The 26,184-nt window shown below is 62.2% G+C and carries 26 protein-coding genes; 18 read left to right on the forward strand and 8 right to left on the reverse strand.

The features are described from left to right. Window positions 1-28: 28 nt before the first annotated feature. From AC1DWA_RS00275 to AC1DWA_RS00300, 6 genes are all read left to right on the forward strand, one after another. Window positions 29-1,321 carry a type I glutamate--ammonia ligase gene (locus AC1DWA_RS00275; RefSeq protein WP_019745331.1) on the forward strand — a complete coding sequence of 431 codons (1,293 nt, stop codon included), beginning with the start codon at window positions 29-31 and terminating at the stop codon, window positions 1,319-1,321. A gap of 65 nt (window positions 1,322-1,386) precedes the next feature. Further along, complete coding sequence (locus AC1DWA_RS00280) at window positions 1,387-1,746, forward strand: ArsR/SmtB family transcription factor (protein ID WP_070795664.1); 360 nt, start codon at window positions 1,387-1,389, stop codon at window positions 1,744-1,746. Further along, on the forward strand, window positions 1,739-2,200 hold the full coding sequence (locus AC1DWA_RS00285; RefSeq protein WP_477845654.1) for an SRPBCC family protein: 462 nt from the start codon (window positions 1,739-1,741) through the stop codon (window positions 2,198-2,200). Before AC1DWA_RS00280 ends, AC1DWA_RS00285 begins: the two co-directional genes overlap by 8 nt. Before the next feature lie 82 nt (window positions 2,201-2,282). Continuing rightward, the gene (locus tag AC1DWA_RS00290) at window positions 2,283-3,164 is read left to right on the forward strand and encodes an SMP-30/gluconolactonase/LRE family protein (protein WP_477845655.1); all 882 of its coding nucleotides are present in this window, start codon (window positions 2,283-2,285) and stop codon (window positions 3,162-3,164) included. A gap of 1 nt (window position 3,165) precedes the next feature. Next, window positions 3,166-4,182 (forward strand): TIGR03617 family F420-dependent LLM class oxidoreductase, encoded by a 1,017-nt coding sequence (locus AC1DWA_RS00295; protein ID WP_021345565.1) that lies wholly within the window; start codon window positions 3,166-3,168, stop codon window positions 4,180-4,182. A gap of 30 nt (window positions 4,183-4,212) precedes the next feature. Continuing rightward, complete coding sequence (locus tag AC1DWA_RS00300; protein WP_172932600.1) at window positions 4,213-4,764, forward strand: pyridoxamine 5'-phosphate oxidase family protein; 552 nt, start codon at window positions 4,213-4,215, stop codon at window positions 4,762-4,764. A 79-nt stretch (window positions 4,765-4,843) separates the two neighbouring features. Here the strand turns inward: AC1DWA_RS00300 and AC1DWA_RS00305 are convergent, their stop codons facing one another. Continuing rightward, a complete protein-coding gene (locus tag AC1DWA_RS00305) occupies window positions 4,844-6,376 on the reverse strand; it encodes an FAD-dependent oxidoreductase (RefSeq protein WP_020909157.1) in 1,533 nt (510 codons plus the stop codon). Window positions 6,377-6,529: 153 nt separating this feature from the next. On the opposite strand from AC1DWA_RS00305, the gene AC1DWA_RS00310 reads away from it, so the two are divergent. From AC1DWA_RS00310 to AC1DWA_RS00340, 7 genes are all read left to right on the forward strand, one after another. Further along, a complete protein-coding gene (locus AC1DWA_RS00310) occupies window positions 6,530-7,156 on the forward strand; it encodes a TetR/AcrR family transcriptional regulator (protein WP_019745323.1) in 627 nt (208 codons plus the stop codon). 193 nt (window positions 7,157-7,349) lie between these two features. Then, entirely contained in the window at window positions 7,350-8,513 is a 1,164-nt protein-coding gene (locus tag AC1DWA_RS00315; RefSeq protein WP_477916427.1) for a steroid 3-ketoacyl-CoA thiolase, read from the forward strand. A gap of 34 nt (window positions 8,514-8,547) precedes the next feature. Further along, complete coding sequence (locus tag AC1DWA_RS00320; RefSeq protein ID WP_477845657.1) at window positions 8,548-10,728, forward strand: acyl-CoA dehydrogenase; 2,181 nt, start codon at window positions 8,548-8,550, stop codon at window positions 10,726-10,728. A 7-nt stretch (window positions 10,729-10,735) separates the two neighbouring features. Next, window positions 10,736-11,938 (forward strand): lipid-transfer protein, encoded by a 1,203-nt coding sequence (locus AC1DWA_RS00325; RefSeq protein ID WP_477845658.1) that lies wholly within the window; start codon window positions 10,736-10,738, stop codon window positions 11,936-11,938. Beyond that, on the forward strand, window positions 11,938-12,807 hold the full coding sequence (locus AC1DWA_RS00330) for a MaoC/PaaZ C-terminal domain-containing protein (RefSeq protein ID WP_477845659.1): 870 nt from the start codon (window positions 11,938-11,940) through the stop codon (window positions 12,805-12,807). The genes AC1DWA_RS00325 and AC1DWA_RS00330 overlap by 1 nt, the downstream gene beginning before the upstream one ends. Then, entirely contained in the window at window positions 12,807-13,457 is a 651-nt protein-coding gene (locus AC1DWA_RS00335; RefSeq protein ID WP_019745318.1) for a PaaI family thioesterase, read from the forward strand. Before AC1DWA_RS00330 ends, AC1DWA_RS00335 begins: the two co-directional genes overlap by 1 nt. A 23-nt stretch (window positions 13,458-13,480) precedes the next feature. Further along, on the forward strand, window positions 13,481-14,269 hold the full coding sequence (locus AC1DWA_RS00340; RefSeq protein WP_021331980.1) for an SDR family NAD(P)-dependent oxidoreductase: 789 nt from the start codon (window positions 13,481-13,483) through the stop codon (window positions 14,267-14,269). 31 nt (window positions 14,270-14,300) lie between these two features. Here AC1DWA_RS00340 and AC1DWA_RS00345 read toward each other — a convergent pair whose 3' ends face one another. Continuing rightward, complete coding sequence (locus AC1DWA_RS00345; protein WP_477845660.1) at window positions 14,301-15,125, reverse strand: mycofactocin-coupled SDR family oxidoreductase; 825 nt, start codon at window positions 15,123-15,125, stop codon at window positions 14,301-14,303. Window positions 15,126-15,260: 135 nt separating this feature from the next. Here AC1DWA_RS00345 and AC1DWA_RS00350 point away from each other — a divergent pair, with 135 nt between their 5' ends. Next, window positions 15,261-15,443 carry a hypothetical protein gene (locus tag AC1DWA_RS00350; protein WP_070386377.1) on the forward strand — a complete coding sequence of 61 codons (183 nt, stop codon included), beginning with the start codon at window positions 15,261-15,263 and terminating at the stop codon, window positions 15,441-15,443. A gap of 41 nt (window positions 15,444-15,484) precedes the next feature. On the opposite strand, the gene AC1DWA_RS00355 is transcribed toward AC1DWA_RS00350, so the two are convergent. Further along, window positions 15,485-16,981, reverse strand: a complete 1,497-nt coding sequence (locus tag AC1DWA_RS00355) for a DUF222 domain-containing protein (RefSeq protein WP_446837112.1) — start codon at window positions 16,979-16,981, stop codon at window positions 15,485-15,487. Between the two features lie 830 nt (window positions 16,982-17,811). Between AC1DWA_RS00355 and AC1DWA_RS00360 the strand changes: the two genes are divergently transcribed. Next, window positions 17,812-18,327, forward strand: coding sequence for a hypothetical protein (locus tag AC1DWA_RS00360; RefSeq protein WP_229756667.1), 516 nt, complete (start codon window positions 17,812-17,814; stop codon window positions 18,325-18,327). Window positions 18,328-18,335: 8 nt separating this feature from the next. Here the strand turns inward: AC1DWA_RS00360 and AC1DWA_RS00365 are convergent, their stop codons facing one another. Genes AC1DWA_RS00365 through casG form a run of 4 tightly spaced genes read right to left on the reverse strand, consistent with a single transcriptional unit; the run spans window position 18,336 to window position 21,882 of the window. Continuing rightward, window positions 18,336-18,845 carry a nuclear transport factor 2 family protein gene (locus AC1DWA_RS00365; RefSeq protein ID WP_019745312.1) on the reverse strand — a complete coding sequence of 170 codons (510 nt, stop codon included), beginning with the start codon at window positions 18,843-18,845 and terminating at the stop codon, window positions 18,336-18,338. Between the two features lies 1 nt (window position 18,846). Next, window positions 18,847-19,743, reverse strand: coding sequence for a TIGR03619 family F420-dependent LLM class oxidoreductase (locus tag AC1DWA_RS00370; RefSeq protein WP_477845661.1), 897 nt, complete (start codon window positions 19,741-19,743; stop codon window positions 18,847-18,849). A gap of 10 nt (window positions 19,744-19,753) precedes the next feature. Further along, window positions 19,754-20,224, reverse strand: coding sequence for a nuclear transport factor 2 family protein (locus AC1DWA_RS00375; protein ID WP_029537026.1), 471 nt, complete (start codon window positions 20,222-20,224; stop codon window positions 19,754-19,756). Beyond that, complete coding sequence (gene casG / locus AC1DWA_RS00380; RefSeq protein WP_477916428.1) at window positions 20,221-21,882, reverse strand: steroid-24-oyl-CoA synthetase; 1,662 nt, start codon at window positions 21,880-21,882, stop codon at window positions 20,221-20,223. Before casG ends, AC1DWA_RS00375 begins: the two co-directional genes overlap by 4 nt. Before the next feature lie 254 nt (window positions 21,883-22,136). Between casG and casI the strand changes: the two genes are divergently transcribed. The 3 genes from casI to AC1DWA_RS00395 are packed head-to-tail and all read left to right on the forward strand — an operon-like array spanning window position 22,137 to window position 25,473. Beyond that, a complete protein-coding gene (gene casI, locus AC1DWA_RS00385; RefSeq protein ID WP_372436771.1) occupies window positions 22,137-23,768 on the forward strand; it encodes a steroid-22-oyl-CoA synthetase in 1,632 nt (543 codons plus the stop codon). Further along, the gene (locus AC1DWA_RS00390; RefSeq protein ID WP_020970801.1) at window positions 23,765-24,595 is read left to right on the forward strand and encodes an SDR family NAD(P)-dependent oxidoreductase; all 831 of its coding nucleotides are present in this window, start codon (window positions 23,765-23,767) and stop codon (window positions 24,593-24,595) included. Before casI ends, AC1DWA_RS00390 begins: the two co-directional genes overlap by 4 nt. Then, window positions 24,592-25,473, forward strand: coding sequence for an LLM class F420-dependent oxidoreductase (locus AC1DWA_RS00395; RefSeq protein WP_020970800.1), 882 nt, complete (start codon window positions 24,592-24,594; stop codon window positions 25,471-25,473). The genes AC1DWA_RS00390 and AC1DWA_RS00395 overlap by 4 nt, the downstream gene beginning before the upstream one ends. A gap of 86 nt (window positions 25,474-25,559) precedes the next feature. Here AC1DWA_RS00395 and AC1DWA_RS00400 read toward each other — a convergent pair whose 3' ends face one another. Beyond that, a complete protein-coding gene (locus AC1DWA_RS00400; protein ID WP_003939753.1) occupies window positions 25,560-26,123 on the reverse strand; it encodes a GtrA family protein in 564 nt (187 codons plus the stop codon). Window positions 26,124-26,184: the final 61 nt, after the last annotated feature.

A 26,184-nucleotide genomic window follows, 5' to 3' on the forward strand; every position in this document is an offset into this window, starting at 1 on the left:
TGCCGCCGAGTGGGGTATTTGCCTCTGGATGAGGGAAGTTCCGGCGCTGACTATCGGCTCGATCGTGGACATGGCGGGTGTCGCGCGGGCGAAAGTGATGCCGGCAGGCCGAAGCGGTGTCTTCGAGGAAGTCGGTGCGGGGGTCTCGCCGAGTTGGAATGTTTTCTGCAGCGACGATCGGATTGCCTTCACCGATTCCTTTTCCGTCGTGGGTGATCTCCGGTTGCGTATCGACCGCTCCGACCTCCGCGATCTCGGCGAGGGTGTGTCGTGGGCGCCGGCCACTTTGTACGAGCAAGACGGTTCGACGGCTGCCGTGTGCACTCGGTCCGCACTCACTGCCGTCGTGGCGCGGCTTGCTGCCGACGGACTGGAAGCTCGGGTGGGTCACGAGATCGAATTCACTCTTTTCGGTGATGCGTGCGACGGAGCGTGGTCGGCGTACGGGTTAGGTGCAGTCCTTCGCCGCGAGGACTTCCTCAAGGACCTTCTGCGCAATGCCGAACGCGCACAACTTCATATCGAGCAAGTTCATGCGGAGTACGGACCGGATCAATTCGAGATCTCCATCGCTCCGGCAACTCCCGTTCAGGCCGCCGATCTTGTGGTGCTGGCCCGGATCTTGATCAGCCGCACTGCCAGAGCCCATGGATTGGCGGCATCGTTTTCACCGATACCTACGATCGGAGGTGCCGGGAACGGTGCACACCAGCACTTTTCGTTGATCTCAGGTGGGCGGCCCGTCTTCTCCGGTGGTGGTCAGGACTACGGGATGACCGACGAAGGATCATCAGCTTTGGGTGGAATCCTTTCTCACCTCACGGAATTCACGGCCGTCTTTGCTTCCTCGCCGCTCTCCGGCCTCAGGCTGCGTCCGGACAATTGGTCGGGGGCCTACGTCTGTTGGGGGCTCGAGAACCGGGAAGCGGCACTGAGGTTCTGCACGGAGTCACCGTCGAATCCACACGGCGCCAACGCCGAAGTCAAGATCATCGATCCATCGGCCAATCCGTATCTGGCCACCGCTGCGGTACTCGGTCTTTCGCAGATCGGTATCGACAATGCCGCGCCATTGCCGCCTGAAATCGTGGTGAACCCGTCGACTCTCACAGAGGCGGAACGTGATGAGCGCGGGGTGACCCGAGTCCCCACCGATCTCGGCGAGATCGTGCAGAAGTTCAACTCCTCCTCGGTGGCGAGGGAAATCTTCGGGGAGTCGATCATCGAAGCGATGGTGTCCGTGAAGGGAGCTGAGCAGGAGACGTTCTCCCAGATGGACGAGGCGACAACCGTCGAGCGGCTTCGATACACCTGGAGTTGAAGGGGTTGACGCTTAGGATCGTGAATTCTATGTTTAAGTTATTCCTTAATTAAGGAGTTGCTTACATGGACGAGCGAAGTGGTCGACTCGATTCAGTGTTCAGCGCACTGGCCGACCCGACGAGGCGTGAAATGCTCTCTCGCCTGACGGATGGTTCGATGACCGTCGGTGAGCTGGCCGAGCCGTTCGAGATGAGTCGACCCGCCATCTCGCAGCATCTGAAGGTGCTCGAGCGAGCCGGTCTCATCGAACGAACCGCCACCGCGCAATGGCGCACGTGCACCCTTCGCGCAGAGGGTCTCGACGACGCCAGCGCATGGGTCGACGAACACCGGCGCGGTTGGAACGAACGCTTCGACCTCCTCGACGAGCGTCTACGTGAGCTGAAGCAACGTCGACCGAAGAAGGAGAAGAACAATGAGTGACCAGAATGCCGATGCCACCGCAAAATTCACCATCACCCGGATCTTCGATGCGCCGCGTGACCTTGTCTGGCAAGCGTGGACCGATCCCGACGAGGCGGCGCGGTGGTGGCACCCTGAGGGTGTCAGCAGCCCTCGGGAGCACGTCACGATCGACCCCAGAGTTGGCGGAACGTACCACTACCTGATGATCAACGACGAGAATGGTGCCGAGTTTCCCACCGGTGGAACCTATCTCGAGGTCGACGAGCCGAAGAAGCTGGTCTTCACCTGGGGGAATCCAGGAGATTCGGTGGACACCGCGCCTCGAATCACGGTCACGCTCGCAGATCGGGGAGACAAGACCGAGATGACATTCCATCTGGTCGGGATCCCGGGTTTCAAGGGCGACGGCAACGTCTACGACGGGTGGGAATCCGCGTTCGACGTGCTGGACAAGGTATACCGCGGCGAGTAGTCGGGAATCGGACACCGCCACCGGGGCACCGGTGATTGAATGGAGTGAACACACCATTCAATCACCGACGTGGGAGAGCCTGATGGCACCAGAGGTTGCGGTAGTTCTCGAGGGATATACCTACTTCGAATGCCCGCGCTGGCACGAGGACCGAATTTGGGTGTCGGACTTCTATACCTACCAGGTGATTTCGGCCCGTGAGGACGGGACCGACGTACGCGTCGAGGCGGAGATTCCAGGGCAGCCGTCCGGGTTGGGGTGGCTTCCGGACGGCAGATTACTGGTCGTCTCCATGCGGGACCAGAAGATTCTGCGGCGAGAATTCGATGGCGATTTGGTGGTGCACGCAGACTTGTCCGGGTACGTGAGTGCCAACGTCAACGACATGCTGGTCGACGCGCAGGGACGAGCGTACGTGGGCAACTTCGGGTTCGACCTGATGAACCTGGCCCCCGTCGAGACGGCAGATCTCCTCCGCGTCGACCCGGACGGATCGGTGCACGTCGTGGCGCGAGATCTCCACTTCCCCAACGGGATGGCTCTGGCGTCGACCGGAGATCTGCTCGTGGACGAAACGCTGGGAAATCGAATCAGTGCGTTTGCCGTCCAGCCCGACGGCTCTCTGGGCGAACGCCGTGATTGGGCGTCGTTCGGGCCGGTACCTGGTGGACCCGAGATGGAGACCACCCTCGCTGAGATCGTCGTTGCGCCCGACGGATGTTGCATCGACGGAGACGATTCGATGTGGGTGGCCGACGCACTCGGAAGTCGAATTCTCCACGTCGACCCGTCTGGCAAGACAATCGATGAAATTGCCTTCGACAGCGGCGTCTTCGCTTGCGGGCTCGGCGGTTCCGACGGTCGTACGCTGTTCGTCTGTGCCGCCCCGGACTTCAACGAACACGCTCGCAAGGTGGCAACAGAAGGAAAGCTGCTGTCGATTCGTCTGGAGCCTTTGGGCTGACATGGAATTGGTGACCTCGCTACCTGCCGACACTCCGCTGCGGCAGGTGGCTCAGCACGTCGAACGCATCGAGAACCTCGGTTTCGACACGGTGCACATCTCCGAGACCATTCGCGACCCCTTTGCCGTGGCGGCACTGGCCGTCGAGCACAGCAGTACTCTCACTGTCCGGACGTCGATGGTTGTCGCGTTTGCGCGCAGTCCCATGGTGACGGCTTTGGCTGCCTGGGATCTTGCAGGTTTCTCGGGTGGGCGATTTCAACTGGGGCTCGCAACGCAGGTGCGCGGGAACATCGTCGGGCGGTACTCGATGCCGTGGACCAATCCTGTTGCACAACTGCGCGATTACGTCAGTGCTGTAAGGGAGATATTTCAAGCGTTCCAGACGGGCGGCGAACTCGACTATGCCGGCTCGCACTACACCTTCAACCGACTGCAGCCCTACTTCAATCCGGGGCCGCTCGACGTTCCAGCTCCCGAGATCTGGACCGGGGGAGTGAACTCCCGCATGTGCTCACTGGCAGGAGCCGTCGCCGACGGCTTTGTTGCTCACCCCACCAGCTCCCATCCGAAGGTGCTCGCGGAGAGGATCATTCCATCATTGACGGCAGGCGGAAGGAAGCCGCGGCTGATTGCCGTTCCGAAGACGATCACCGGCAAAGATCGTGCCGCGATACTTGCTCGACGAGAAGCGGTGCGCAGTGAACTTGCCTTTCTCTACTCCACACCGGCATATCGAACCGCGCTCGAGGTTCTCGGCTTGGCGGGGATCGGCGAGAAGCTGACTGCGATGGCACGAACGGGTGATTGGGCTCGACTACCAGCTGTGCTCACGGACGATGTTCTCGACATCTTGGTCACGCAATGCACCTACGCCGAACTCCCCGGGGTGCTGAGTTCGAAATACGCGAGTCTCTGCGACGGCATTGCACTGGCAGTGCCGGCGGATCCCGCCGACGACCGCGCCTTCGCAGCGATGTGTGAGGAGATTCGAGCCGCCGCAGCGTCTGCCCCGTGACGTCCAGTCGGCGCGAACTACACTCTCGACATGGGGCGCGTCTACGAAGGCATCGATGAAAAGCTCACCACGTGGTTGCAGGCCCAACCGCTGTTCGTCGTTGCTACCGCACCTTTGTCTCCTGACGGGTTGATCAATTGCTCACCCAAAGGGGGAGTCGGATCGTTCGTGGTGCTGACATCCACCCGCGTGGCGTACCTCGATCTCACTGGCAGCGGTGTGGAAACCATCGCGCACGTGCGCGAGAACTCGCGAATAACCCTGATGTTCATGGCATTTGACGGACCACCGAAGATCGTTCGACTACACGGTCACGGACAAGTTCTGCCCGCAGGGTCGGAACCGTTCAACGAGCTTGTCGGTAGGTTCCCCGAGCACCCGGGACTGCGGTCGATCGTCGTGGTCGATCTGACGCGCATTTCGGATTCGTGCGGATACGCAGTACCGCTGATGGACTACCAATCCGATCGTGACGTGCTCGACCGCGTAGCGGAGAAGAGGGGTCCGGAGCGGCTCATCGCCTATCGCGCCGAGAAGAACGCGAAGAGTGTGGACGGCTTACCTGGCATCGACGCGGAGTGATACAACATCGCGACGCCGTGAGAAAGAGTGTGGGGCAGGTGATTCTGACATTGCCTGCCCCACGACCTCGTTGTGCTGGTTACTTCGCCATGTCCTGAGCTGCTCGGTACGAGAAGACCATGGCCGTGCCGAGTGGAACTCCGGGGCCTGGGTAGAAGCGGCCGCTCAGTGACGCGCTCGTGTTGCCGGCGGCGTACAGGCCGTCGATGGCGCTGCCGTCAGCACGCAGGACTCGGCCGTTGACGTCGGTGACCAATCCGCCTTTGGTGCCGAGGTCACTGAGGACGATGCGGGCCGCGTAGAACGGACCGTTCTCGATGGCCGTCAGTGCCGCATTCGCGCCGCCGTTGGGTGGGCAGAAGAACGCGTCGTACGGGTCTTCGCCGCGATGGAACTCTTCGTCGACGCCCAGTTTTGCGGCATCGTTGAACTTTTCGACAGTGCTGCGCAATGCGTCGGCCGGTAGTCCGGTCTTGGCAGCGAGTTCTTCGAGAGTGTCGGCACCGACCCACGTTCCGGCTTCGAGGTGCTTGGCGGGCGCCGTGTTCGGGATGCAGATGGCGGGCAGTCCGCCACCCTCGCGCGAGTCGAAGATCATGAACGACGGCACGGCAGAACCGTTGTCGTCGTGAGCATCCATGGCTCGTCCGAACTGGTCGTACGGAAGCGACTCGTTGAGGTAGCGCTCACCGGCGCTGTCGACGACGAGCCCACCGCGAACGCCGACCATGAAGGCGGCGCTGCCGTCGGGCTGCTCGACGCCGGGGCAGAACCACGCCTGATCGAGCAAGGCTGTTGCGCCGCCGACAGCAATTCCGGCGGAGATCGCGTCGCCGGTGTTGGCGCCGAAGGGGCCCATACTCCAGATCGCCTTGCCGGGGGTGCCTGCCTGCTCACGCATCTCGGCGTTGCCTTCGATGCCGCCTGCTGCCATCAGGACACCGCGGTTCGCCTTGATTCGCTGGGTTTCGCCGCCGGATTCGACCTCGGCGCCGACAACCCGGCCGTCTTCCACGATCAGGGAGGTGAGGACGGATTCGGTGCGAAGTTCTGCCTTGCCGGTGCTCTGAACTGCGGCCAGCAGACGGCCGATCAGTGCGCGCCCACCGATCATCGGGCCGGGAGCATGATCCTGACCGGTGCGGTCTTGGTCCAGTTCCGGACGCACCTTGCCGGCGAGGTCACCGATGTCGGCGGGATCGAGATCGAGAGGGTTGATGGAGCGTCCCGTGTCCATCCGGCCTTCGGCTTTGTAGTAGTCGGGGAACGCACGGAACTCGAATTCGATGTTCGGGTTCTGCTCGAGTAGAGCGACGACAGCGGGAGCGGTCTCGACGTAGGCGTCCTGGCGCTCGGACTCGGCGTCACCGAGCAACGCGCGCAGATAGGTGCGGGCATTCTCGGTCGAGTCGGGAAGTCCGGCGCGTTCCTGCACCTGGGTACCTGGGAGCCAGATCGAGGCGCCCGAGTAGGCGGAGGTCCCGCCGAAACGATCGGTTTTCTCGAGGACGATCGTCGTCAATCCCTGAGCAGCGGCGGTATATGCGCCGGTCAGCGCTCCGCCGCCGGAGCCGACTACCAACACGTCGCACTCGCTGGTCCAGTCCTGCATCATTGCGTCCTTACTCCAAGAGGGTGGGGTGTCCACGGAATACCGCACGGCACTGGAAGGCCATGCCAGGTCCCACTGAGCGGGCAATATGCCGAGATGGGTGGTCCAGGTGAGAGAATTAGCGCGGTCGTTCGCGGCCGGGACACATAATCGATGATGGGGGCGACGTTGCCGAGAATTGCCGAGGTCAGGGACGCTGCTGAGCCCAGTTCGGACGAGCAGCGGGCGCGCCATGTGCGGATGCTGGAAGCGGCCGCCGAATTGGGGACCGAGAAAGAACTCTCACGGGTTCAGATGCACGAAGTTGCCAAGCGGGCAGGCGTGGCCATCGGCACTCTCTACCGTTATTTCCCTTCGAAGACGCACCTCTTCGTCGCTGTGATGGTCGAGCAGATCGATCAGATCGGCGACAGTTTCGCCAAGCACCAGGTGCAGTCGGCCAATCCGCAGGACGCCGTGTACGAGGTCCTGGTGCGCGCGACTCGCGGGTTACTGCGTCGGCCGGCCCTTTCGACTGCGATGCTGCAGTCGTCCAGTACCGCCAACGTCGCGACGGTGCCGGACGTGGGCAAGATCGATCGCGGCTTCCGGCAGATCATCCTCGATGCGGCCGGGATCGAGAACCCGACCGAGGAAGACAACACCGGGTTGCGTCTGCTGATGCAGCTGTGGTTCGGGGTCATCCAATCGTGCCTCAACGGTCGAATTTCCATCCCGGATGCGGAGTACGACATCCGCAAGGGGTGCGACCTGCTTCTGGTGAATCTCTCACGACACTGACGTGACCTCGCCCCTTCTCGGGGTGGGTTCGTCGTGTCCTCAAAATTGAAATCAATTCTATTATTTGAGTCAGGCTTGGTTCAAAGATGACGTTCATTCCGGCATTGCCCTGACATCAACAATAGAATACATTGCAGAAAAGTTGACGGTGAGTCAGCTCACCGACCGAAAACTCCACGAAGGAGCGCACATCATGGGTCATGCAGTCATCGTCGAGGCCGCTCGGACACCGATCGGCCGTCGTCGCGGCGCCCTGGCGGGGCTGCACCCCGCCGAGATTCTGGGAGCAGCGCAACTCGGCGTTCTCGAACGAGCAGGCGTCGCACCGGAAGACATCGGGCAGATCATCGGTGGCTGTGTCACCCAGGCAGGTGAGCAGTCCAACAACGTCACGCGGCAAGCGTGGCTGCACGCCGGATTGCCGTACAGCACAGCGGCAACCACCATCGACTGCGCCTGTGGATCTGCCCAGCAGGCAGTGCATTTGATTTCCGGCCTGATTTCCTCGGGTCAGATCTCAGCCGGTATCGGCTGCGGCGTCGAGGCGATGAGCCGTGTGTTCCTGGGCCAGGCAAACGCGCCCGGTACGGGAAACCCGTACCCGGACGACTGGACCATCGACATGGGTGACCAGTTCACCTCTGCGCAGCGTATCGCCGAGAAGCGTGGCATCACACGCGCCGACGTCGACGCCTTCGGCCTGGAATCGCAGCGCCGCGCAGCCCAGGCTTGGGCCGAAGGCCGCTTCGACCGTGAGATCGTGCCAGTCAAGGCTCCCGTCGTCACCAAGGAAGGTGTGCCGGCCGGTGAGATCGCCACTGTCACGCGCGACGGTGGCCTGCGCGAGACGACAGCCGAGGCGCTGGCCGGACTCAAGCCGGTCATCGAAGGCCATATCCACACCGCCGGAAACTCGTCGCAGATCAGTGACGGCGCGGCTGCGGTACTGCTGATGAGCGAAGAGCGCGCGCAGGAGTTGGGATTGAAGCCCCGCGCGCGGATCGTCGCGTCCGGCATGGTCGGATCCGATCCCTTCTATCACCTGGACGGACCGATCGAGTCCACCCAGATGGTGCTCGACAAGGCCGGAATGACTCTGAACGACMTCGAYCTCGTCGAAATCAACGAAGCGTTCGCCTCGGTAGTGCTCTCCTGGGCGCAGGTTCACGACGCAGATCTGTCCAAGGTCAACGTCAACGGCGGTGCGATCGCACTCGGGCATCCCGTCGGTTCGACCGGCGCTCGTCTGATCACGACCGCGCTGCACGAACTCGAGCGCTCGAACAAGTCCACGGGGCTGGTCACGATGTGCGCCGGTGGCGCTCTCTCTACCGCCACCATCATCGAACGCATCTGACCCGTACTCACACAGTCGAATTGACGAGGTAGACATGACCATTGGATTGAGTGAAGAAGATCGTGACCTCCGCGACTCCGTACGGGGCTGGGCGGCACGTCACGCAACACCCACCGCTATCCGTGAAGCGGTCGAGGCGAAGGTCGAAACTCGCCCACAACTCTGGAGCGGGCTTGCCGAGCAGGGACTTCTCGGACTACACGTGGCCGAGGAATTCGGCGGCGCTGGATACGGATTGGTCGAGCTCGCGATCGTCGTCGAGGAACTCGGGCGCTCCATGGTTCCCGGCACGTTCCTGCCGACAGTCGTGGTCAGCGCCGTTCTCAGCGACGCCGGAGTCACCGCTCCGCTGGCCGGACTGGTCGACGGCAGCACGCTCGGAGCCGTTGCACTGCAGCCGGGTTCGCTGAAGATCGCCCGCGACGGCGACACCGCCACCCTCAGCGGAACATCCAGCCAGATTCTCGGTGGCCATGTCGGCGACGTGTTCCTCCTCGCGACGGACAGCGGATTCGTTCTGCTCGGACGTGACCGCCTCGAGGTCACGGACTTGGCCAGTTACGACGTCGTACGTCGTAACTCCGAGGTCACCGTCGACGGTCTGATCCTCGCCGATTCCGAGATCCTCACCATCGATACGCAGCGTGTACTCGACATTGCTGCAACACTGTTCGCCGCCGAGGCATCAGGCTTGGCCGACTGGGCCGTCACGACCTCGGCCGACTACGCGAAGGTGCGTCAGCAGTTCGGTCGCCCGATCGGCCAGTTCCAGGGCGTCAAGCACAAGGCCGCTCGGATGCTCGCTCTTGCCGAGCAGGCGCGCGTCTGCGCGTGGGACGCTGCGCGCGCATTGACGCCCGCCAACGGCGTCGGTGCCGAAGAGGCTTCTCTCGCAGCAGCCGTCGCCGGAGCCACGGCCCTCGAAGCAGGCTTCTCCGTCACGCGTGACTGCATCCAGGTGCTCGGCGGAATCGGCTACACGTGGGAGCACGACGCGCACCTGTACCTGCGCCGCGCGCAGTCCCTGCGAATTCTGCTGGGTTCCACGGCATCCTGGCGTCGTCGCGTTGCCGAGCTGACCATTGCCGGCACCCGTCGCGTGCTCAGCATCGAGTTGCCGCCCGAGGCCGAGGCGGTCCGCGCCGACGTTCGCGCCGAGCTCGGTCCTGCGCTCGAACTCGAAGGTGCCGCGCAGAAGACGTACCTCGCGGAAAAGGGCTACACCGCACCGCACTTCACGGCTCCGTGGGGCAAGTCCGCCGATGCCGTCAGTCAGCTGGTCATCGCCGAAGAACTGCGCGCTGCGAAGATCAAGCCGCACGACATGATCATCGGCAACTGGGTCATCCCGACGCTCATCGCGCACGGCAACGAAGAGCAGCTTGCCAAGTTCGTCCCACCGTCACTGCGCGGTGACATCGTCTGGTGCCAGCTCTTCTCCGAGCCGGGCGCAGGTTCCGACCTCGCAGCTCTGAGCACGAAGGCCACCAAGGTCGACGGTGGCTGGAAGTTGCAGGGCCAGAAGGTATGGACGTCGATGGCACGCGACGCGCACTGGGGCATCTGCCTCGCCCGCACCGACGCCGACGCACCCAAGCACAAGGGCCTGTCCTACTTCCTCATCGACATCAAGAACAGCGGCCTCGACATTCGCCCGCTTCGCGAGATCACCGGTGAAGCACTGTTCAACGAAGTCTTCTTCGACGACGTCTTCGTCCCCGACGAGTGCCTGGTCGGCGAGCCGGGCGACGGCTGGAAGCTCGCTCGCACCACACTGGCCAACGAGCGTGTCTCGCTGTCCAACGACTCGTCTCTCGGATCGGGTGGTGAGGCTCTTCTGAGCCTGGTCGACGGACTACCCGGTGGCATCGACGACGAGCAGCTGACGGTGCTCGGAAAGGTGCTGTGCGACGCGCAATCCGGCGGTCTGCTCGGTCTGCGCACCACGCTGCGCTCGCTCACCGGCGCGCAGCCGGGGGCCGAATCCTCGGTGGCGAAGTTGATCGGTGTCGAGCACATCCAGCAGGTCTGGGATGTGGCAATGGAGTGGGCCGGGCCGAGTTCACTTCTGGGCGACCAGCATCGGATGTCTGCAACCCAGATGTTCTTGAACTCGCAGTGCATGTCCATCGCGGGTGGTACAACCAATGTTCAGCTCAACATCATCGGTGAGCGAATCCTGGGTCTGCCTCGCGACCCCGAACCGGGAAAGTGACCTGCACATGAGCAATCGCACCTTCGTCATCGGCGTGGGCATGACCAAGTTCGAGAAGATCGAGACCCGCGACTGGGAATACCCGGACATGGTGACCGAAGCCGTCTCGAATGCACTCACCGATGCCGGGATCGGCTACGACCAGATCCAGCGTGCTGCAGTCGGTTACGTGTTCAACGCGTCGACAGCAGGCCAGCGTGCCCTGTACGAAACGGGTCTGTCCGGTATCCCGATCTTCAACGTCAACAATAACTGCGCCACCGGCTCGACGGCACTGATGATGGCGCGCGAGTGGGTACAGGCCGGACAAGCGGACTGCGCACTGGCCGTCGGCTTCGAAAAGATGACCAAAACGGCGCTGACCGGAACCGGTGAGATGCCCAAGGTCACCACTTTGGATTCGCAGCTGAAGATCATGGTCGAGGACTACGGCTTCGCCCGATCGCCCATGACCGCTCAGTTGTTCGGTAATGCCGCCGTCGAGCACATGAAGAAGTACGGCACCACGGTCGAGCAGATTGCGGCCGTGGCGGTCAAGAACCACAAGCACTCGGTCAACAATCCGTATGCGCAGTTCCGTGACGAGTACACCCTCGAACAGGTGCTCGGCGACAAGATGATTCACGAGCCGCTGACGCGCTCGCAGTGTTCACCGACTTCGGACGGTGCCGGTGCTGCCGTCGTCGTGAGTGAGAAGTTCGTCCGTGAGCACGGACTCGAGGACCGTGCGATCGAGATCGTCGCTCAGGCCATGACCACCGACACCTCGGCAGCGTTTGCCGAGAAGTCGATGATCGACGTAGTCGGCGCGCCGATGACGGCTGCGGCCGCCGAGCAGGTCTTTGCCGAAGCCGGCATCAGCATCGACGACGTCGATGTCATCGAACTGCACGACTGCTTCGCGATCAACGAGATCATCACCTACGAAGGTCTCGGAATGTGTGGCGCCGGTGAAGGCGGAAAGCTCGTCGAATCCGGTGCCACTACGTACGGCGGCCAGTGGGTCGTCAACCCGTCTGGCGGTCTGATCTCGAAGGGCCACCCGCTGGGTGCCACCGGGCTGGCACAGTGCGCCGAACTGACGTGGCAGCTTCGCGGGACCGCAGACGCTCGCCAGGTCGAAGGCGCACGAATCGGATTGCAGCACAACCTCGGACTGGGCGGCGCGTGCGTCGTGACCGTCTACCGAGCCGGAACTTTGGAGAACTGATGGCTATCGATCTCGAGGTGGCATTGTCCGCCGAACCGACTGTGCGCGAAGCGTCGTGGACCGACCGCGACGTCATGCTCTACCAGTTGGGGCTCGGCGCCGGCGTGAACGCTCTGGATCCCGCCGAGCTCACCTGGGTGTACGAAAAGGGTCTGAAAGTGCTCCCGACCTTTGCAATGGTTGCGGGCCAGGGAGTTTCGGCGGGTGTACTGCCCGCAGCGTCGATGAGTATGCCGGGAATCGACATCGACCTGCGCAAGATTCTGCACGGTGGGCAGTCGCTGACACTTCACGCGCCGATCCCGTCGACGGGTGCTGCTCGTATTTCCACTCGCATCGCTGACGTGTGGGACAAGGGCAAGGCTGCCGTCATCGTGCTCGAGACGGCGGCCGAGGACCTTGACGGGAATCCGTTGTGGACCAACGGAATGCAGATCTGGGCCCGCGGCGAAGGTGGCTTCGGCGGCAGCGCCGGTCCCGAAGTGGTTGCCGGGGTGCCTGACCGGGCGCCCGACAAGGTACTGACGTCGAGCACGAGTCCCTCACAAGCGCTGGTGTACCGACTCAGTGGAGACATGAACCCGCTGCACGCTGATCCCTCCTTCGCGAAGATGGCGGGATTCGACGCTCCGATTCTGCACGGTCTGGCGTCGTACGGCATCGTCTGCAAGGCGGTGGTCGACGGAATTCTCGACGGAGATCCGACGCGGGTGAAGAACTACTCGGTGCGGTTCGCCGGTTCGCTGTTCCCCGGCGAATCCATCACCACCTCGGTATGGCAGGACGGCAACACACTGACCTTGGCGGCGACGTGCCCCGAGCGCGAGAACTCCCCGGTTCTCACACACGCAACAATGGAGATCAACTGATGGACCTCGGCACGCACCCCACGGCAGCCACACACCCGGGCGGCACGATTTTGACGTCGCCGCCGCAGGACGCCCCGGTCGACCGGGCCACGGCAGCAGCGCGTCGCGTTGTCGACGCGATGCTGCGCACCGACCGCGGAAACGCCAATCTGGATCGGGTTGCGGAGGAGCTCAACAGCATTGCCGAGCACCTCGAGCAGCACTCGCCCGAGGTGGCCGAGCGCTTGATCGACATGTGGAACGGTGAGGGCGTGACTCGTCACGATCCGGTGACCGGCCCCGAGAATGCCATTGCGCCGCCGCTGGTTCTGGAAGGGCTCGCTGACGGGTCGGTGCAGGGAGTGGTCACGTTGACGCTGCCGTACCAGGGCCCTCCCGGCCATGTACACGGCGGTGTTTCGGCGCTGCTGCTCGATCACGTTCTCGGTGTCGCCAATGCCTGGGGTGGAACTTCAGGCATGACAGCACAATTGAGTACTCGGTACCATCGCCCGACTCCGCTGTTCGAGCCCCTCACGATCAGCGGCAAATTCCTTTCCAAGGACGGCCGCAAGATTCACACCGTCGGTGAGATCAAGACTGCGGACGGCGAATTGTGTGTGTCGGTAGAGGGATTGTTCATCGACAAGACCGTGCCGCGCCCCAGGTAGGGGTTCTGACGAAGGAGGGCCCAGTGGGCAAGCTCGACGGACGTGTAGCAGTGGTCACCGGTGCCGGTATGGGCATCGGGCGCGGAGTGGCAGGCGCGTTCGCGCGTGAAGGCGCGTCGGTGTTGGTTGCCGAGATCGACGAGGCAGCGGGCCTCGAAACCACCCAGTGGTTGCGGGACGAATGGGGCGCGGAGGCGGAATTCGTCCGGACCGACGTCACCGACAAAGCGCAGGTTGTTGCCATGGTCGACAAGTCCGTCGAGCGGTTCGGACGCCTCGACATTCTGGTCAACAATGCTTGGCGGACTTTCGGTTTCGCTCGGCTCGAGAAGATGACCGACGAGCAATTGCGCGGCGGTTTCGACATGGCAGTGATGGCCGCTTTCTGGGCCATGCAGGCTGCGTTGCCGGAACTCGAGCGTCACGGCACCGGCCGCGTGATCAACATGTGCAGCCTCAACGGCGTGAATGCTCACATGTACTCGGTCCAGTACAACGCGGCCAAGGAAGCATTGCGAACGCTGACTCGCACTGCTGCCCGCGAGTGGGCTCCCAAGCACGTGAACTGCAACGTCATCTGTCCCGGTGCGCAGAGTGCGGCGTACAAGCGTGTCGCCGAAGCCAATCCGGAAAACGTGGCAGTGATGGCCGCCCAGAACCCGATGGGGCGGATCGGCGATCCCCTCGACGACATCGGCCCCGTTGCGGCCTTCCTGGCGAGCGACGACAGCCGTTACGTCACCGGCAACACTCTCTTCGTCGACGGTGGTGGGCACATCAACGGTGTGCAGTGGGCGCCGACCGTCGACTGATCGGCAGTAATTCGGCTCGAGAATCCGGCGTCTATTTGGCCGTGAATCCCGCATCGACCGGCAACGCGATACCTGTGACGTATCGAGCCTGATCCGAGACCAACCAGGCTATCGCGTTGCTGACGTCGGAAGCTTCGATCAGCCCGACGTCCAAGAGATTGCCGACATCGGCTCCGCTCGATGCGGGGGAGTCTGCGAACAGTTTCGCGACGGCATCGTTGACGACCATCGGTGTATTCGCTCCCGCCGGATGCACGGAGTTGACACGAATGTTGTGGGGAGCAAGCCAGTGCGCCCACGTGCGCCCCAACCCGACGATGGCGTGTTTACTCGCGCAGTAGCCGTCGGATCCGCCGGTTCCATCACCTCCGCGGCCGACAAGTCCCAGTGTTGATCCGGTCAGGACTATTGCGCCGCCTGTCCCTTGCTCGATCATCGCGGGCGCTGCGGCCTGGACGGTATTCCAGACGCCGAAAAGATTGACCTCCATCTGGTCGCGGAAGGCGCGGGCATCGTCGATGTCCGGGGACATCATGCCGATACCGGCGTTGGCCAGGACGATGTCGAGGCTGCCCAACACTGCGATACCTTCGGCCACTGCAGCTCCCAGCGCGGGTAAATCGCGAACGTCGACTTCTCGCGCGACGGCATTTCGCCCGAGAGCCCCGATCATTGCCGCTGTCTGCCTCAAATCCTCGGCGGTACCCATCGGGTAGGCCACCGATTCGATCTGGCGGCAGATGTCGAGTGCGATGATGTCCGCACCCTCCTGCGCCAATCGCACGGCATGGCTTCGGCCCTGACCTCGGGCGGCTCCGGTGATCAGTGCGGTTTTGCCTTCCAACTGTCTGGGCATGGGTGCTCCGTCCGTCGTGAATCATGGGTACTCGGTCATGAGTACTGACTCGAGGGGACGGCGAAACTCGTCGCCGGCGACGTAGTCTGAGTTCAGATACAGCGGGAACTCGCTTCGGAAGAGAAGAGGCTCGGTATGTCCGATTGGGAGAAGAAGTTCGAAGCTGAAGCCAAGGGCCTCCTGGCCGAGGTTGAAGAAGAGCTGACCGTCCTCGAAGGTGTCGACACCATCGATCCGTTTGGTGACGACGATCCGGACCCGGTTGCTGAAGACGATCCTCCAGCGGGAGATGACGACACCAAGCCGGCCTCGGACTGACCCCTGCGACACGTCGACCCGCCTCGACGCCGCTCGGTATCTCAGAACGGTGGCGGGTCGTCCCCGTAGTCGATGGGTTCTCGGTGGGTTCGCGGTGATTTCCGCCGCTTACATTGAACGTGCTCCTCAGCTCGTTTCTGTATTCGCCGGCGTTGACGATTGCGTTCGGACTGGATACGGGCGGCCTTGTTCTCCGCCTGGGTCCGCCGATCTTGACCGTACTGCGGCGGCATCGGGCCGTGCGGCCCGGCTATCAACCCTGCGGGGCGTGTTCGGTAGCAATGCCCGGTCGGCGATGTCAGCGACATGGTCCGATCCTCGTTCGACGCGAATCGCCACCGGTCGGAATGCTTGAGGCGATGGTGGTTGCGGCAGAACGCACTCATATTCGATTCGACTGTCTTGCCGCCGCGTTCGGGGTCGCCATGATGGAACGGTTCATTGTGGTCCAGATCGGAATTCCAGGCCGGGACATCACAATGCAGCCATTGGCAGCTGCCCGCGATGATCCGCAACCAGGTATCGAGAACTGAACCCGGCCGGTAGACGTACGCCGAAGCAAGCACCGGTTCGGTGGCGGCATCAGCGGGTACTCGGACGTTTCGAATTACGGCGTCTTGGGCGATGTCGCGAGCATGCTCAGCGCTGATCACCCCGTACCCGTCGAGGTGAGCGGGCTCGCCGCCTCCGCGCAGAGTGGAATCAGTCATCACGACGTGAACCACGGGCCGACGAACGACAACACCACCGCTACGATCCTGCGGGCAATCATCTCGGTCACAGTTGCACGGCAAGAACGGTGATCCGTTGGTCAACTCGAAGAGCGCGTCGGCTCGTCGCTGCTCGTATGTTCGAGAGTCGTTTCGGCATACCGACATTGCCAACTCGCGTAGTCGGCCGTCGAATGCCCGAGCCTGCTCTGCCGGAATGCTTCCCAAGATCTTTGCCATCCCGTCCTCGGCAGCGCTGACCCCGACGAAGCGATCGGTGAGAGCGCGGCGTCGACGTTCTCGCATACCTTCCGGGTCCACCATCGCCACGATCCGATCGATCGCCGCTGTCAGTCGCCTTCCCGTCAAGCCCGTTCCGCCGGCTACTGGTGGGGCGAGAACCTGCGCGAGCAGTAGTCGTTCCACCTCGTCGATCAATTCGTCTTTCACGTTCGCGGTCGCGGAATCGATCAAACCAACTCGGTACAGATCCAACTCGCCACGCGCCATCGCCGCTCGAGTGCGATGCAAACGAGTCTTCAACGAGAACCCCAACCCGATCAGCTTGCCTGCAGCCGCGCGGCCCATCGTCAGTGACGCACCGACTTCCGATTCAGCCAACTCGTGTGCGGTCGACGACCACGCACCACTGGCGGCATGCTCTGAGCTTCGCCGCGAAAAGAACTCGGCAATCACAGCGAGCTTGCGTTCGACCAGCATCGCCTCACATGCGTGCAGATCTGTCATGAGATCAACCAGCGCACAATCAGTTTCGGTACCGGTCAGCTGCGCTGAGATACCGAAGAGCTCTGTTGTCGGGTTGAACATGCATCCATTCTATTCGAATGTGTGTTCGATATAAACTGAATTCTCAAATCAGTCGGAATAGTCCGAATCGGCCGAAATGCTTATTGTGCTTGCATTTTCGATCCTGTCCATTCGCAACTCGGACATGTTGTCGTGCCACTGTGTAAGTATCGGCATATGGCAGACACGCGGTGAAACTCAGTGAACAGTCGCTTGTGCTCTTCATGGACTATGGACAGTTTTACATATACGGCGACGATGACGGTTTCGGGAGGGAAACGGACCTGCTCGAACTCGCGATGGCTTCGCGCCCTGCGTACAGTGACGGCACAATTGTGATTGTCCTGAGCCCGCACCAGAACAACTTCGACATGCATGCAACGGTCGAAGTCTGGTCCTCCCGACCCGCATCCGACCGCCAGAAATGGCAGCAGGTCAGTGAGTCGTTTCTGAAGGTTGGTCCGCAGGGGTCAATTAGCTTTGATTCACCTCCGGGTGGGGAGTTCATTGTCTTTGATGTACCGGAGGGGTCATATCTGGTCGAGATTGCCGGCCGCGGTTTTGTGAACTACGGCTGGCCCGGATCGACAGAACCCGGAGATGTTTGGCGGGTGCGTATGTGGCCTTCAGGCGGCGACGAGGTGCGGCCATCGCTGCAGTGGGACATGCCGGGATATGGCGTTCCGGTGGACGAACCGATACCTGAACCGATTCCTCGTGCACAGCGGGACATCGAGTCGACATGGATAACGATTGACGGCGAGAACGGCGAGCCGTCCAGGTTTGTGCAAATCAGTGACCTCCGCGCCGAAGCTGCTGAACGAGAGCGGCAGGAGTGGGGAGGAGATCCGATGCCTCAACTCGAACGATTCCAGTCCGGCAAAGACATAGCTCGTATGGACCGACCACTTGCCGAAGCGGTCGTCCGCATGAACGTCCCGACTCTTCGTCGACTCGCGTTTTGGGCCGCTGTGCAGGCGTATGAGTATGCGGGATTGGCCGACAGGGACTGGGTTCGCCCGGCCCTCAACGCTATGCATGTGGGACAACAACTTCCGGAACCCTTCGGAAATCGCACAACGGCATTCGAACACCTACACGAGGAGGAATTCGGCGCGGGGACCGACAACGTGCAGTTGGAAGTCAAGGTCGAGATAGTGGACCGTTCGCCGCAACCGGAGTCCAATCCGTTCGATCACGGGAATATTCATGTCCCGTCCTACGCTCTCAATGCGATTTTCGACGCGCTCGAATCGGACCCGTTGACCGCAGCGGTCAATGCATTGGGAACGGCAGCAGTCACGTTCGGGAAGGACATCCGCATGTTGTTCGCGAGAGCGCGAGTTGAATTCGACCTCGAAGACTGAACCCCAAGTTATTCAAGGGAACTTCGTAGGGTGGTGAGAGGATCCGAGGCGTCACGACGCCCACGCGGACCAGGCCCTTCTGGGTTGACGAAGCGGCCCTCGTCCGAGCGAGTCCACTCTCGTACGGCCCATCGCTCCTTGATCGCCCAGCGACCGTTGCGACGCTCCATGTGGTCGATGAATCGCGCACCGCTGGTGAAGTTGATCATCCCGATGCCTTCGGGCCCACCCCAGTGTGTGGACATCGAATACGCCTCGCTGATCGCGTGGTCGCCGTGCAGTTCGACCAGATGGTTGCCGATGTGATGCATCGTGCCGCCGATCGCCGAGAGTTTTGGTGTCACCCAGGCGATGTACTCGTCGATGTTGCCGTCGAATCCGGTGTGATGGTCGATCGCATCAGGGTGGTAGGCGCTGCGGACGAGATCGAAGTCGAGGCGATCGATGCCACGGCAGTACGTCAGAACCACCTCACGGATTGCCTGCTTGTCGATGAGATCTTGCAGTGCCCGGTCCATGTCACGCCTCCTTGATGCTGGTCATCCAGTCGAGTAGTTCTGGTAGTTCTTCGGCAGCGCAATCGAATACGGCGGGTCGGAGAACGACGACGGACGCGCCGCGGGCGAACCAGTCCCGGGCCTTGTCTGCGGTTGCCGAGAGGTCGACGGACCCGTTGTCGCGTCGAATCGGCGCCGCAGACACTTGCACGCGCGCCGACTCCGGGTCACGTTGGTGGGCTTCGAAGGTGTTGCGCAACAGTGCAACACTGTCGGTGAACGTTCCCAGATCGGTCGGGTTCACGGTCCAGCCGTCTGCGACGCGTGCGATGCGGTCGAAGTTCCGCCGGCTTGGTCCGAAACCGAAGAGCACCGGTATTCGGGGTTGGATCGGCAGCGGGAGGCTGTGGTAGTTCTCGAAAGCGAAGTCGCGCCCCTTGAAGGTGGCCGGTGCATTGGTCCACAGTTCGCGGCAGGCTGCGACGGTCTCCTCCATGCGCCCGAATCGCGCGTCGAAAGGCATGTTGGTGGCGGTGTATTCAGCTTCTTGCCATCCAACGCCGAAACCCATGACAGTTCGACCTTCGGACAATGAGTCGAGAGTGGCAACCTGCTTTGCAAGCAGGGCCGCCGGGCGAACAGTGGCGATCAGAACCGATACTCCGAGGCGAGCTCGTTCCGTCACCGCGGCGATCGAAGACAGAAATGAAATCGGTTCGTACCAAGGGTGGTCCAACGGGAACAGGAAGTTGTGTTCGACTACCCGCTGGGCGTGTGCGTCGGCATTGAACCCGAGGTGGTCGCCGGTGCAGATCAGGTCGATCCCGGCACTGTCAGCACGCGCGGCGAAGTCCAGGACCGGGCGGACCTTGCCGTCGAACAGGGCCTCGAGACCCAAAACGTTGACACCGATTTCCACAGTCGTTCCTCTACAGTGCCCGCTTGGAATGAGCGGACATGTCGCCCATGTTGTCCAAACAGAAGAGCCTCGAGCTGAACTGCCACGACCCGTCGATGCACGTGAAGCGATCGAAGTAGCGTCCCGACAAAATGGGTTGCAGGGCAAGATCTTCGGTACCTTGTATGACCGTGACGTACGAGAGCGCCGTCGCTGATTCACCGTCGACCGAGATTCGCGTGTTGGTCAGCAGATGTTTGGTGCGTGGAACCGGCGGATCTCCGTACATCCGAATGAAGCCGCTGCAGGCTGCGAACACTGCGTCGGCGTCGGACGAAATGAGTGTGGTGGCAACCCCGTCCGGTCCGCACTGCCCGTAGTCGGACTGGGCGAACAATGCAGCGACTTCACCCAATCTGCCCTGATCGATCAGATGCGTGTACTCACAGAGCAGGTCACGGATCGCAGACTCGGCGACGATCCGTGACAGCTCCGCGGTCATACGGTGATCTCGCGCCGAACCATCTTGCCGGTTGCGTTGCGAGGCAACAGATCGCTGGTGATGCGCCACTTCGACGGCACCTTGAAGTAGGAAAGTCGCTCGGCGGCATAGTCGCGCAGCTCCGCCTCCGTGGTGGCAGCCCCGGGACGCAGTACAACCACGGCGGACACTTCCTGGCCGAGGTCGGGGTGCGGCATGCCGATGACAGCGCACTCGATCACGTCGGGGTGTTCGTCGAGCGTCTGCTCGATCTCGGTGGGGTAGACGTTCTCGCCACCACGCAGGATCAGATCGGAACGACGACCGGTGAGACGGAGACGTCCGTTCTCGATGACGCCGAAATCGCCGGTGCGGAGCCAGCGTCCAGGTGCAATTGCAGACTCGGTCGCCTCGTCGTTCTCCCAGTATCCGAGCATGACGAACGGGCTGCGCACGCACACTTCACCTTCGATGCCGTCCGGCAGCCACTCGCCGAAGGGATCACGAATCTCCATCGAGACGGTGATGATCGGACGTCCGAGAGTGCCTGGGAACTCTTCGAGTTCGGCGCCGACGGCGACCGCAATTGCGGTGCTGCATTCGGTGAGGCCGTAACTGTCGACCAGAGCGTTGCGTGCGAACGGCACCTGCTCCTTGAGGCGTTCCTTGAACGCGGGCGACGACGGCGCAGACGCCAGCGAGAATGCAGTCAACGAAGAGACGTCGTACTTGGCGATGTTGCCGTGTTCGAGTAGCCGCGATGCCATCGTGGGGACAGCACCCCAGTTGGTGACGCGCTCGCGTTCGACCAACCCGAGCACCTTGTCGACGTCGAAGCCGCCCTCGGTCAGGATGACGGCGCTGCCTGTCGCGAGACGGGGGRCCACCAGATTGTGCAGGCTGGCGATGTGGAAGAGCGGGGAGGTGAGTAGATAACGCAGTGGGCTCGGCTTGGAAGCGTCGTACTCACGGCCGGTGAATGCAGCGCCGATCGCGTCGCTGTACTTGTGGTAGTCGACGACGGCCATCACGTTGCGGTGCGAGTGGAGTGCGCCCTTGGGGCGGCCACTGGTACCGCTGGTGAACAGGATGACGGCGGGGTCGTCCTCGTCGATGTCGGTGCTCGGCACGTCGGAGCCTGCATATTCCGCGATGAGCGCGGGCAGATCCTCTTCCATGGTGAGGACCGTGATGTCTGCCGGCAGTTCGGGGAGGGCGGCGCCGCGCTTGGCGTCCACGACCAGAACCTTCGGACGTGAGAGCTCGATCCCGTGGGTGACCTCGCGCGGAACCCACCAACCGTTGAGACCGACAGCGATCGCGCCGAGCGCCTGCGTCGCGAAGAACGTCATGACCCATTCGGGAGTGTTGGCAGCGAGGATGCCCACACGGTCGCCCTTGCGGACTCCGTACTTGTCCCGCAGAGCAGTTGCCAGCGCGGCGACGGAATCAGCGTGCTCGGTGAACGAGATTCGACGATCGCTGGTGACGAGATAGTCGCCGTCGCCCCAGGCGCGAGATGCCGAGATGAGTTCACCGATGGCGTGACCACGGTTCTTCATCACGGGCATTATGGTGCCGAGAACCTCTTCTTCGACGATCTCGAATGGCCCACCTGGACCGGTGAGGCGTGAGACCGCCTGGTCCAGAAGCAACTGCGGATCTGCGGGGGCAGTCATGGAATGGCCTTTCGTATTGTGGCGCTTTTCACGTCACAAAATCTCACGAGAAAATCATATCTGTGGCGGTGGTTACCACTGAGCGAGACTGGGACGGTTCCGGCATTGAGGCGTCGATACGTTCGAGTCGTATCGCAGTTGGAGTAATCGACATTCCGATATCGACTAGGACACAGGACACGATGACGAACACCGCCACCGAAGCATCTTCGAATGCAGCTCTTGCAGCTCCTCAGCGCGAGGACGTCGCGCAGATGTTGATCGACCGTCTCGGTGATCAGCACCTGGGTCTGCGGACGCGGACGCAGGACTGGAGCTGGGACGAGGTGGTGCGCGAGAGCGCGGCGCGCGGCTCGCTTGCGAAGTCGCTTCGCGCGCCTGGACCGTTTCACGTCGGAGTACTTCTGGAGAACGATCCCGAGTTCCTGTTCTGGCTCGGCGGCGCGGCACTGACCGGGGCCACGATCGTCGGCATCAATCCGACCAGGCGTGGAGCTGAACTCGAGGCTGAGGTTCGGTACGTCGACTGCCAGCTGATCGTCACCGACAAAGCGGGCTACGAGAAGTTGTCCGGCCTTGACCTCGGACTGACCGAAGATCGTTTTGTTCTGGTCGACGACGCGTCATACCCGGACAAGATTTCCGCTCACCAGGTCGAGTCGCCTCAGGTCGACCTCGGCGTCGACGCGTCGACGCTGTTCTTGCTTCTCTTCACCTCGGGCACCACCGGAATGTCCAAGGCAGTGCGGTGCAGCCAGGGGCGTCTGACGCGGTTGGCCTACGCGAACTGCGCCAAGTACGACATCGACCGCGACGACGTCTGCTACTGCTGCATGCCGCTCTTCCACGGCAACGCGTTGATGGCTCTGTGGGCGCCGGCCCTTTCGCAGGGAGCTACGGTCTGCCTCGTTCGTAAGTTCACCGCCTCGGGATTCATGCCGGACGTTCGGTTCTACGGCGCAACATATTTCACCTACGTCGGTAAGGCCTTGGGGTATCTCATGGCGACGCCGGAACTGCCCGACGACATCGAGAACACCCTCACGCACGGCTTCGGGACCGAGGCGTCGCCGGGGGACAAGGCAGAGTTCATCCGCCGTTTCGGTGCGCAGCTTTTCGAGGGATACGGTTCGAGTGAAGGTGCCGGTTCGGTCGTGCTCGATCCGAACCAACCTGCCGGCGCGCTTGGCCGTCCCGCGAGCGAGAACATCGTCATCGTCGATCCCGATACCCGCGAAGAGCGACCCCGCGCGATTCTCGACGAGCACGGTCACGTGCTGAACCCCGACGAATCCATCGGCGAGATGGTCGACAAGGCCGGATCGAAGAAATTCGAGGGGTACTACAAGAACGAAGACGCAATTGCCGAGAAGATTCGCCACGGTTGGTACTGGACAGGCGATCTCGGCTACGTCGACGAGGCCGGGTTCATCTACTTCGCCGGACGTAAGGGTGACTGGATCCGCGTCGACGGTGAGAACACCTCGGCTTTGATGATCGAGCACATCCTGCGTCGGCACCCCAAAGTGATTGCCACGGGTGTCTTCGCGGTACCGGATCCGCGTTCGGGCGATCAGGTGATGGCAGCTGTCGAGGTCGCCGACTTTGCCGATTTCGATCCGGCCGAGTTCGCTGCCTACCTTGCCGCGCAGGCGGATTTGGGTACCAAGGCAGCGCCGCGATTTGTTCGTGTTTCGACTGATCTGCCCGTCACGGGCTCCAACAAGGTACTCAAACGTGAACTTCAAGCCGACCGCTGGCGGACCGACGAACCAGTGTTCCACTGGGTGGGCCGCGGTACTCCCGAATACACGTTGATGACCGAAGCTGACGTGGTGGACCTGGAGAAGGAGTTCGAGACTCACGGCCGCACGCGGTTCCTGTGAGTGGTGTTGCGCTGGTTACCGGCGCTTCCCGGGGGATCGGCCGTGAGTGCGCGCTGGCATTCGCGCGCGCCGGATTCGACGTTGCAATCACTGCTCGCACCGTTCGTGAAGGCGAAGGGCGGGCGGCCCCGCGAACGAGGCAGGGGGAGCAGGTCATTCCGGTACCCGGCAGCCTGGAGACGACGGTTGCCGAGATCGAGTCCTTCGGTGTGCGCGCATTGGCCGTTCCGATGAACCTGCTCGATCTGGCCTCCGTCCGCGGCGCCGGTGAACGGGTGCTGGCGGAGTGGGGACATGTCGACGTGTTGGTGAACAACGCCTACGCCCAGACGGTCGGAAACATGGACCGGGTGCTCGACATCGAGATCGACGACGCCCAGGCGATGGCGATCGGCAACTATCTGCACCAGCTTGCGTTGATTCAGGTGATACTGCCGTCGATGATCAAGAGCGGCAACGGGGTGGTCGTCAACCTCGCATCTGGTTCGGCGACCCTGGATCCGCCTGCGCCTCCCGGCGAGGGTGGTTGGGGTTTGTCGTACGCCGCGTCGAAGGCGTCGTTCGGACGTATCGCCGGAGCGATCAACTCGGAGTATCGAGGCGCCGGAGTCAAAGCGTTCAACCTGAGTCCGGGATTTGTCATCACGGAATCAGGGAAAGCCCGTGGTGGCGCGGACGCGATAGTGGAAGCCGGATTTGCGGCCACACCGGCATCCGTGCCCGCCGCTGCTGCGGTGTGGCTTGCAACAGATCCGGATGCGGACCGGTTCCTCGGTCGCGTCGTGGACGGTCCGAAATTGATGGCGACACTGGAGGAAACGGTATGAAGCTCGGCGTAGTTGTTCCGGTCGAATTGGGTCGAAGTGGAGATCCCGCCTGGATTCTGCAATTCGCCCGTGCTGCCGAATCGTTGGGTTTCGACGAGATCTCGGCCGTGGAGCACTCGGTTGTCATCGCGGATACGGCGAGCGAATACCCGTACTCTCCGACCGGAAAATCTCACCTACCCGATGACTGTGACATCCCGGATCCACTGGAACTACTGTCATTTGTTGCCGGCGCCACAACGACTTTGGGTCTGTCCACCGGAGTTCTGGTGCTTCCCAACCACAATCCGGTAGTGCTTGCCAAGCGCTTGGCGACGCTGGATCGACTTTCGGGTGGGCGATTGCGCATCTGTCTCGGTCTGGGCTGGATGAAAGAAGAGATCGAAGCGTGCGGCGGTGACTTCGAGCGCCGCGGCAAGGTAGCCGATGAGGCCATCGCGGTGATGCGTTCACTCTGGGAGGGCAAGGAAGCAGTCGATTTCGACGGCGATTACTTCTCGTTCAAGGGTGCGTACAGCTGGCCGAAGCCGCACCGCGAATCCGGAGTTCCGCTCTACATCGGTGGACACAGTCTCGCTGCTGCTCGGCGAGCAGGCCGGTTGGGTGATGGTTTCCAGCCGCTGGGACTGGCCGGTGAAGATCTCGACAAGGCTGTAGCGGCGATGAAAGCTGCTGCGGTGAAGGCAGATCGAGATCCTGCCGACGTCTCGCTGGTACTCGGTGCGACACTGCCCAGGCTCGACGAAGCGAAACTCGAGTGGGCACGCGGGTTGGGAGCCGATCGAATCGTGTTGTCCGCGAGCCGTCGTGGCACGTCGTTGGAATTGATCATCGACGAAATGGCTGAATGCTCGAAGCGGCTGGGGCTCGGAGCGTAGTCCTTCGTCTGATCAGGGATGGGCCAGCCCGTTCAGGACCATCGCGCCCACGAAGCGCGAGCGATCGGGTGCGTCGATCCGGGAAGTCAGTCGAGGGCGGTGGCGTCGGTTGTCGGCGTCTTGGTGCCGGGAGTCGCTTCGATGTCGAGAACGACCTGGCTGTCGGTGGCTTCTTCGGGGAAGACGTACCGACGCATGGCCCACCAGCGGAAGGCCGTCGCCAGCAGGGTCCCGATGATCGATCCGCTGATGAAGTCCGCGAAGTTCTCCATCAACACCGACACCTCGGGTTGACGCAGGTGGAACACGTACCTGGAGGTCCAGAGAGGTACCTGGTTGATGGCCAAACCGATACCCGCGACGATGAAGAACAGAGCGGCCTCGTGATGGCGCTGTCGACCACCGCGCTGAGCAAACGACCATTCGCGGTTAAGGACGTAGGACAGAACCGTCGCGATCAGGACCGCAAGGATGTTGGCCGTCACCGGGTGCTGAGGCAGAACCGTCCACTTGATGCCGAAGAACAGCACCGTGGTGACGATGAAGGCGATGCCGCCGACCACCAGGAACTTGAGCATTTCTGCGTGCGGCAGGACGCGCACGAGAACCCGCTCAGGAAGCCTATTGACCATCTTTTCGACAAACGCCATTGTTCGAGGCTAACCCTGAATACGACCGACGGCACAAATCGTCGATGCCCGTGTCGGCAAG

This window comes from Rhodococcus sp. P4_F3_2, assembly GCF_056401335.1.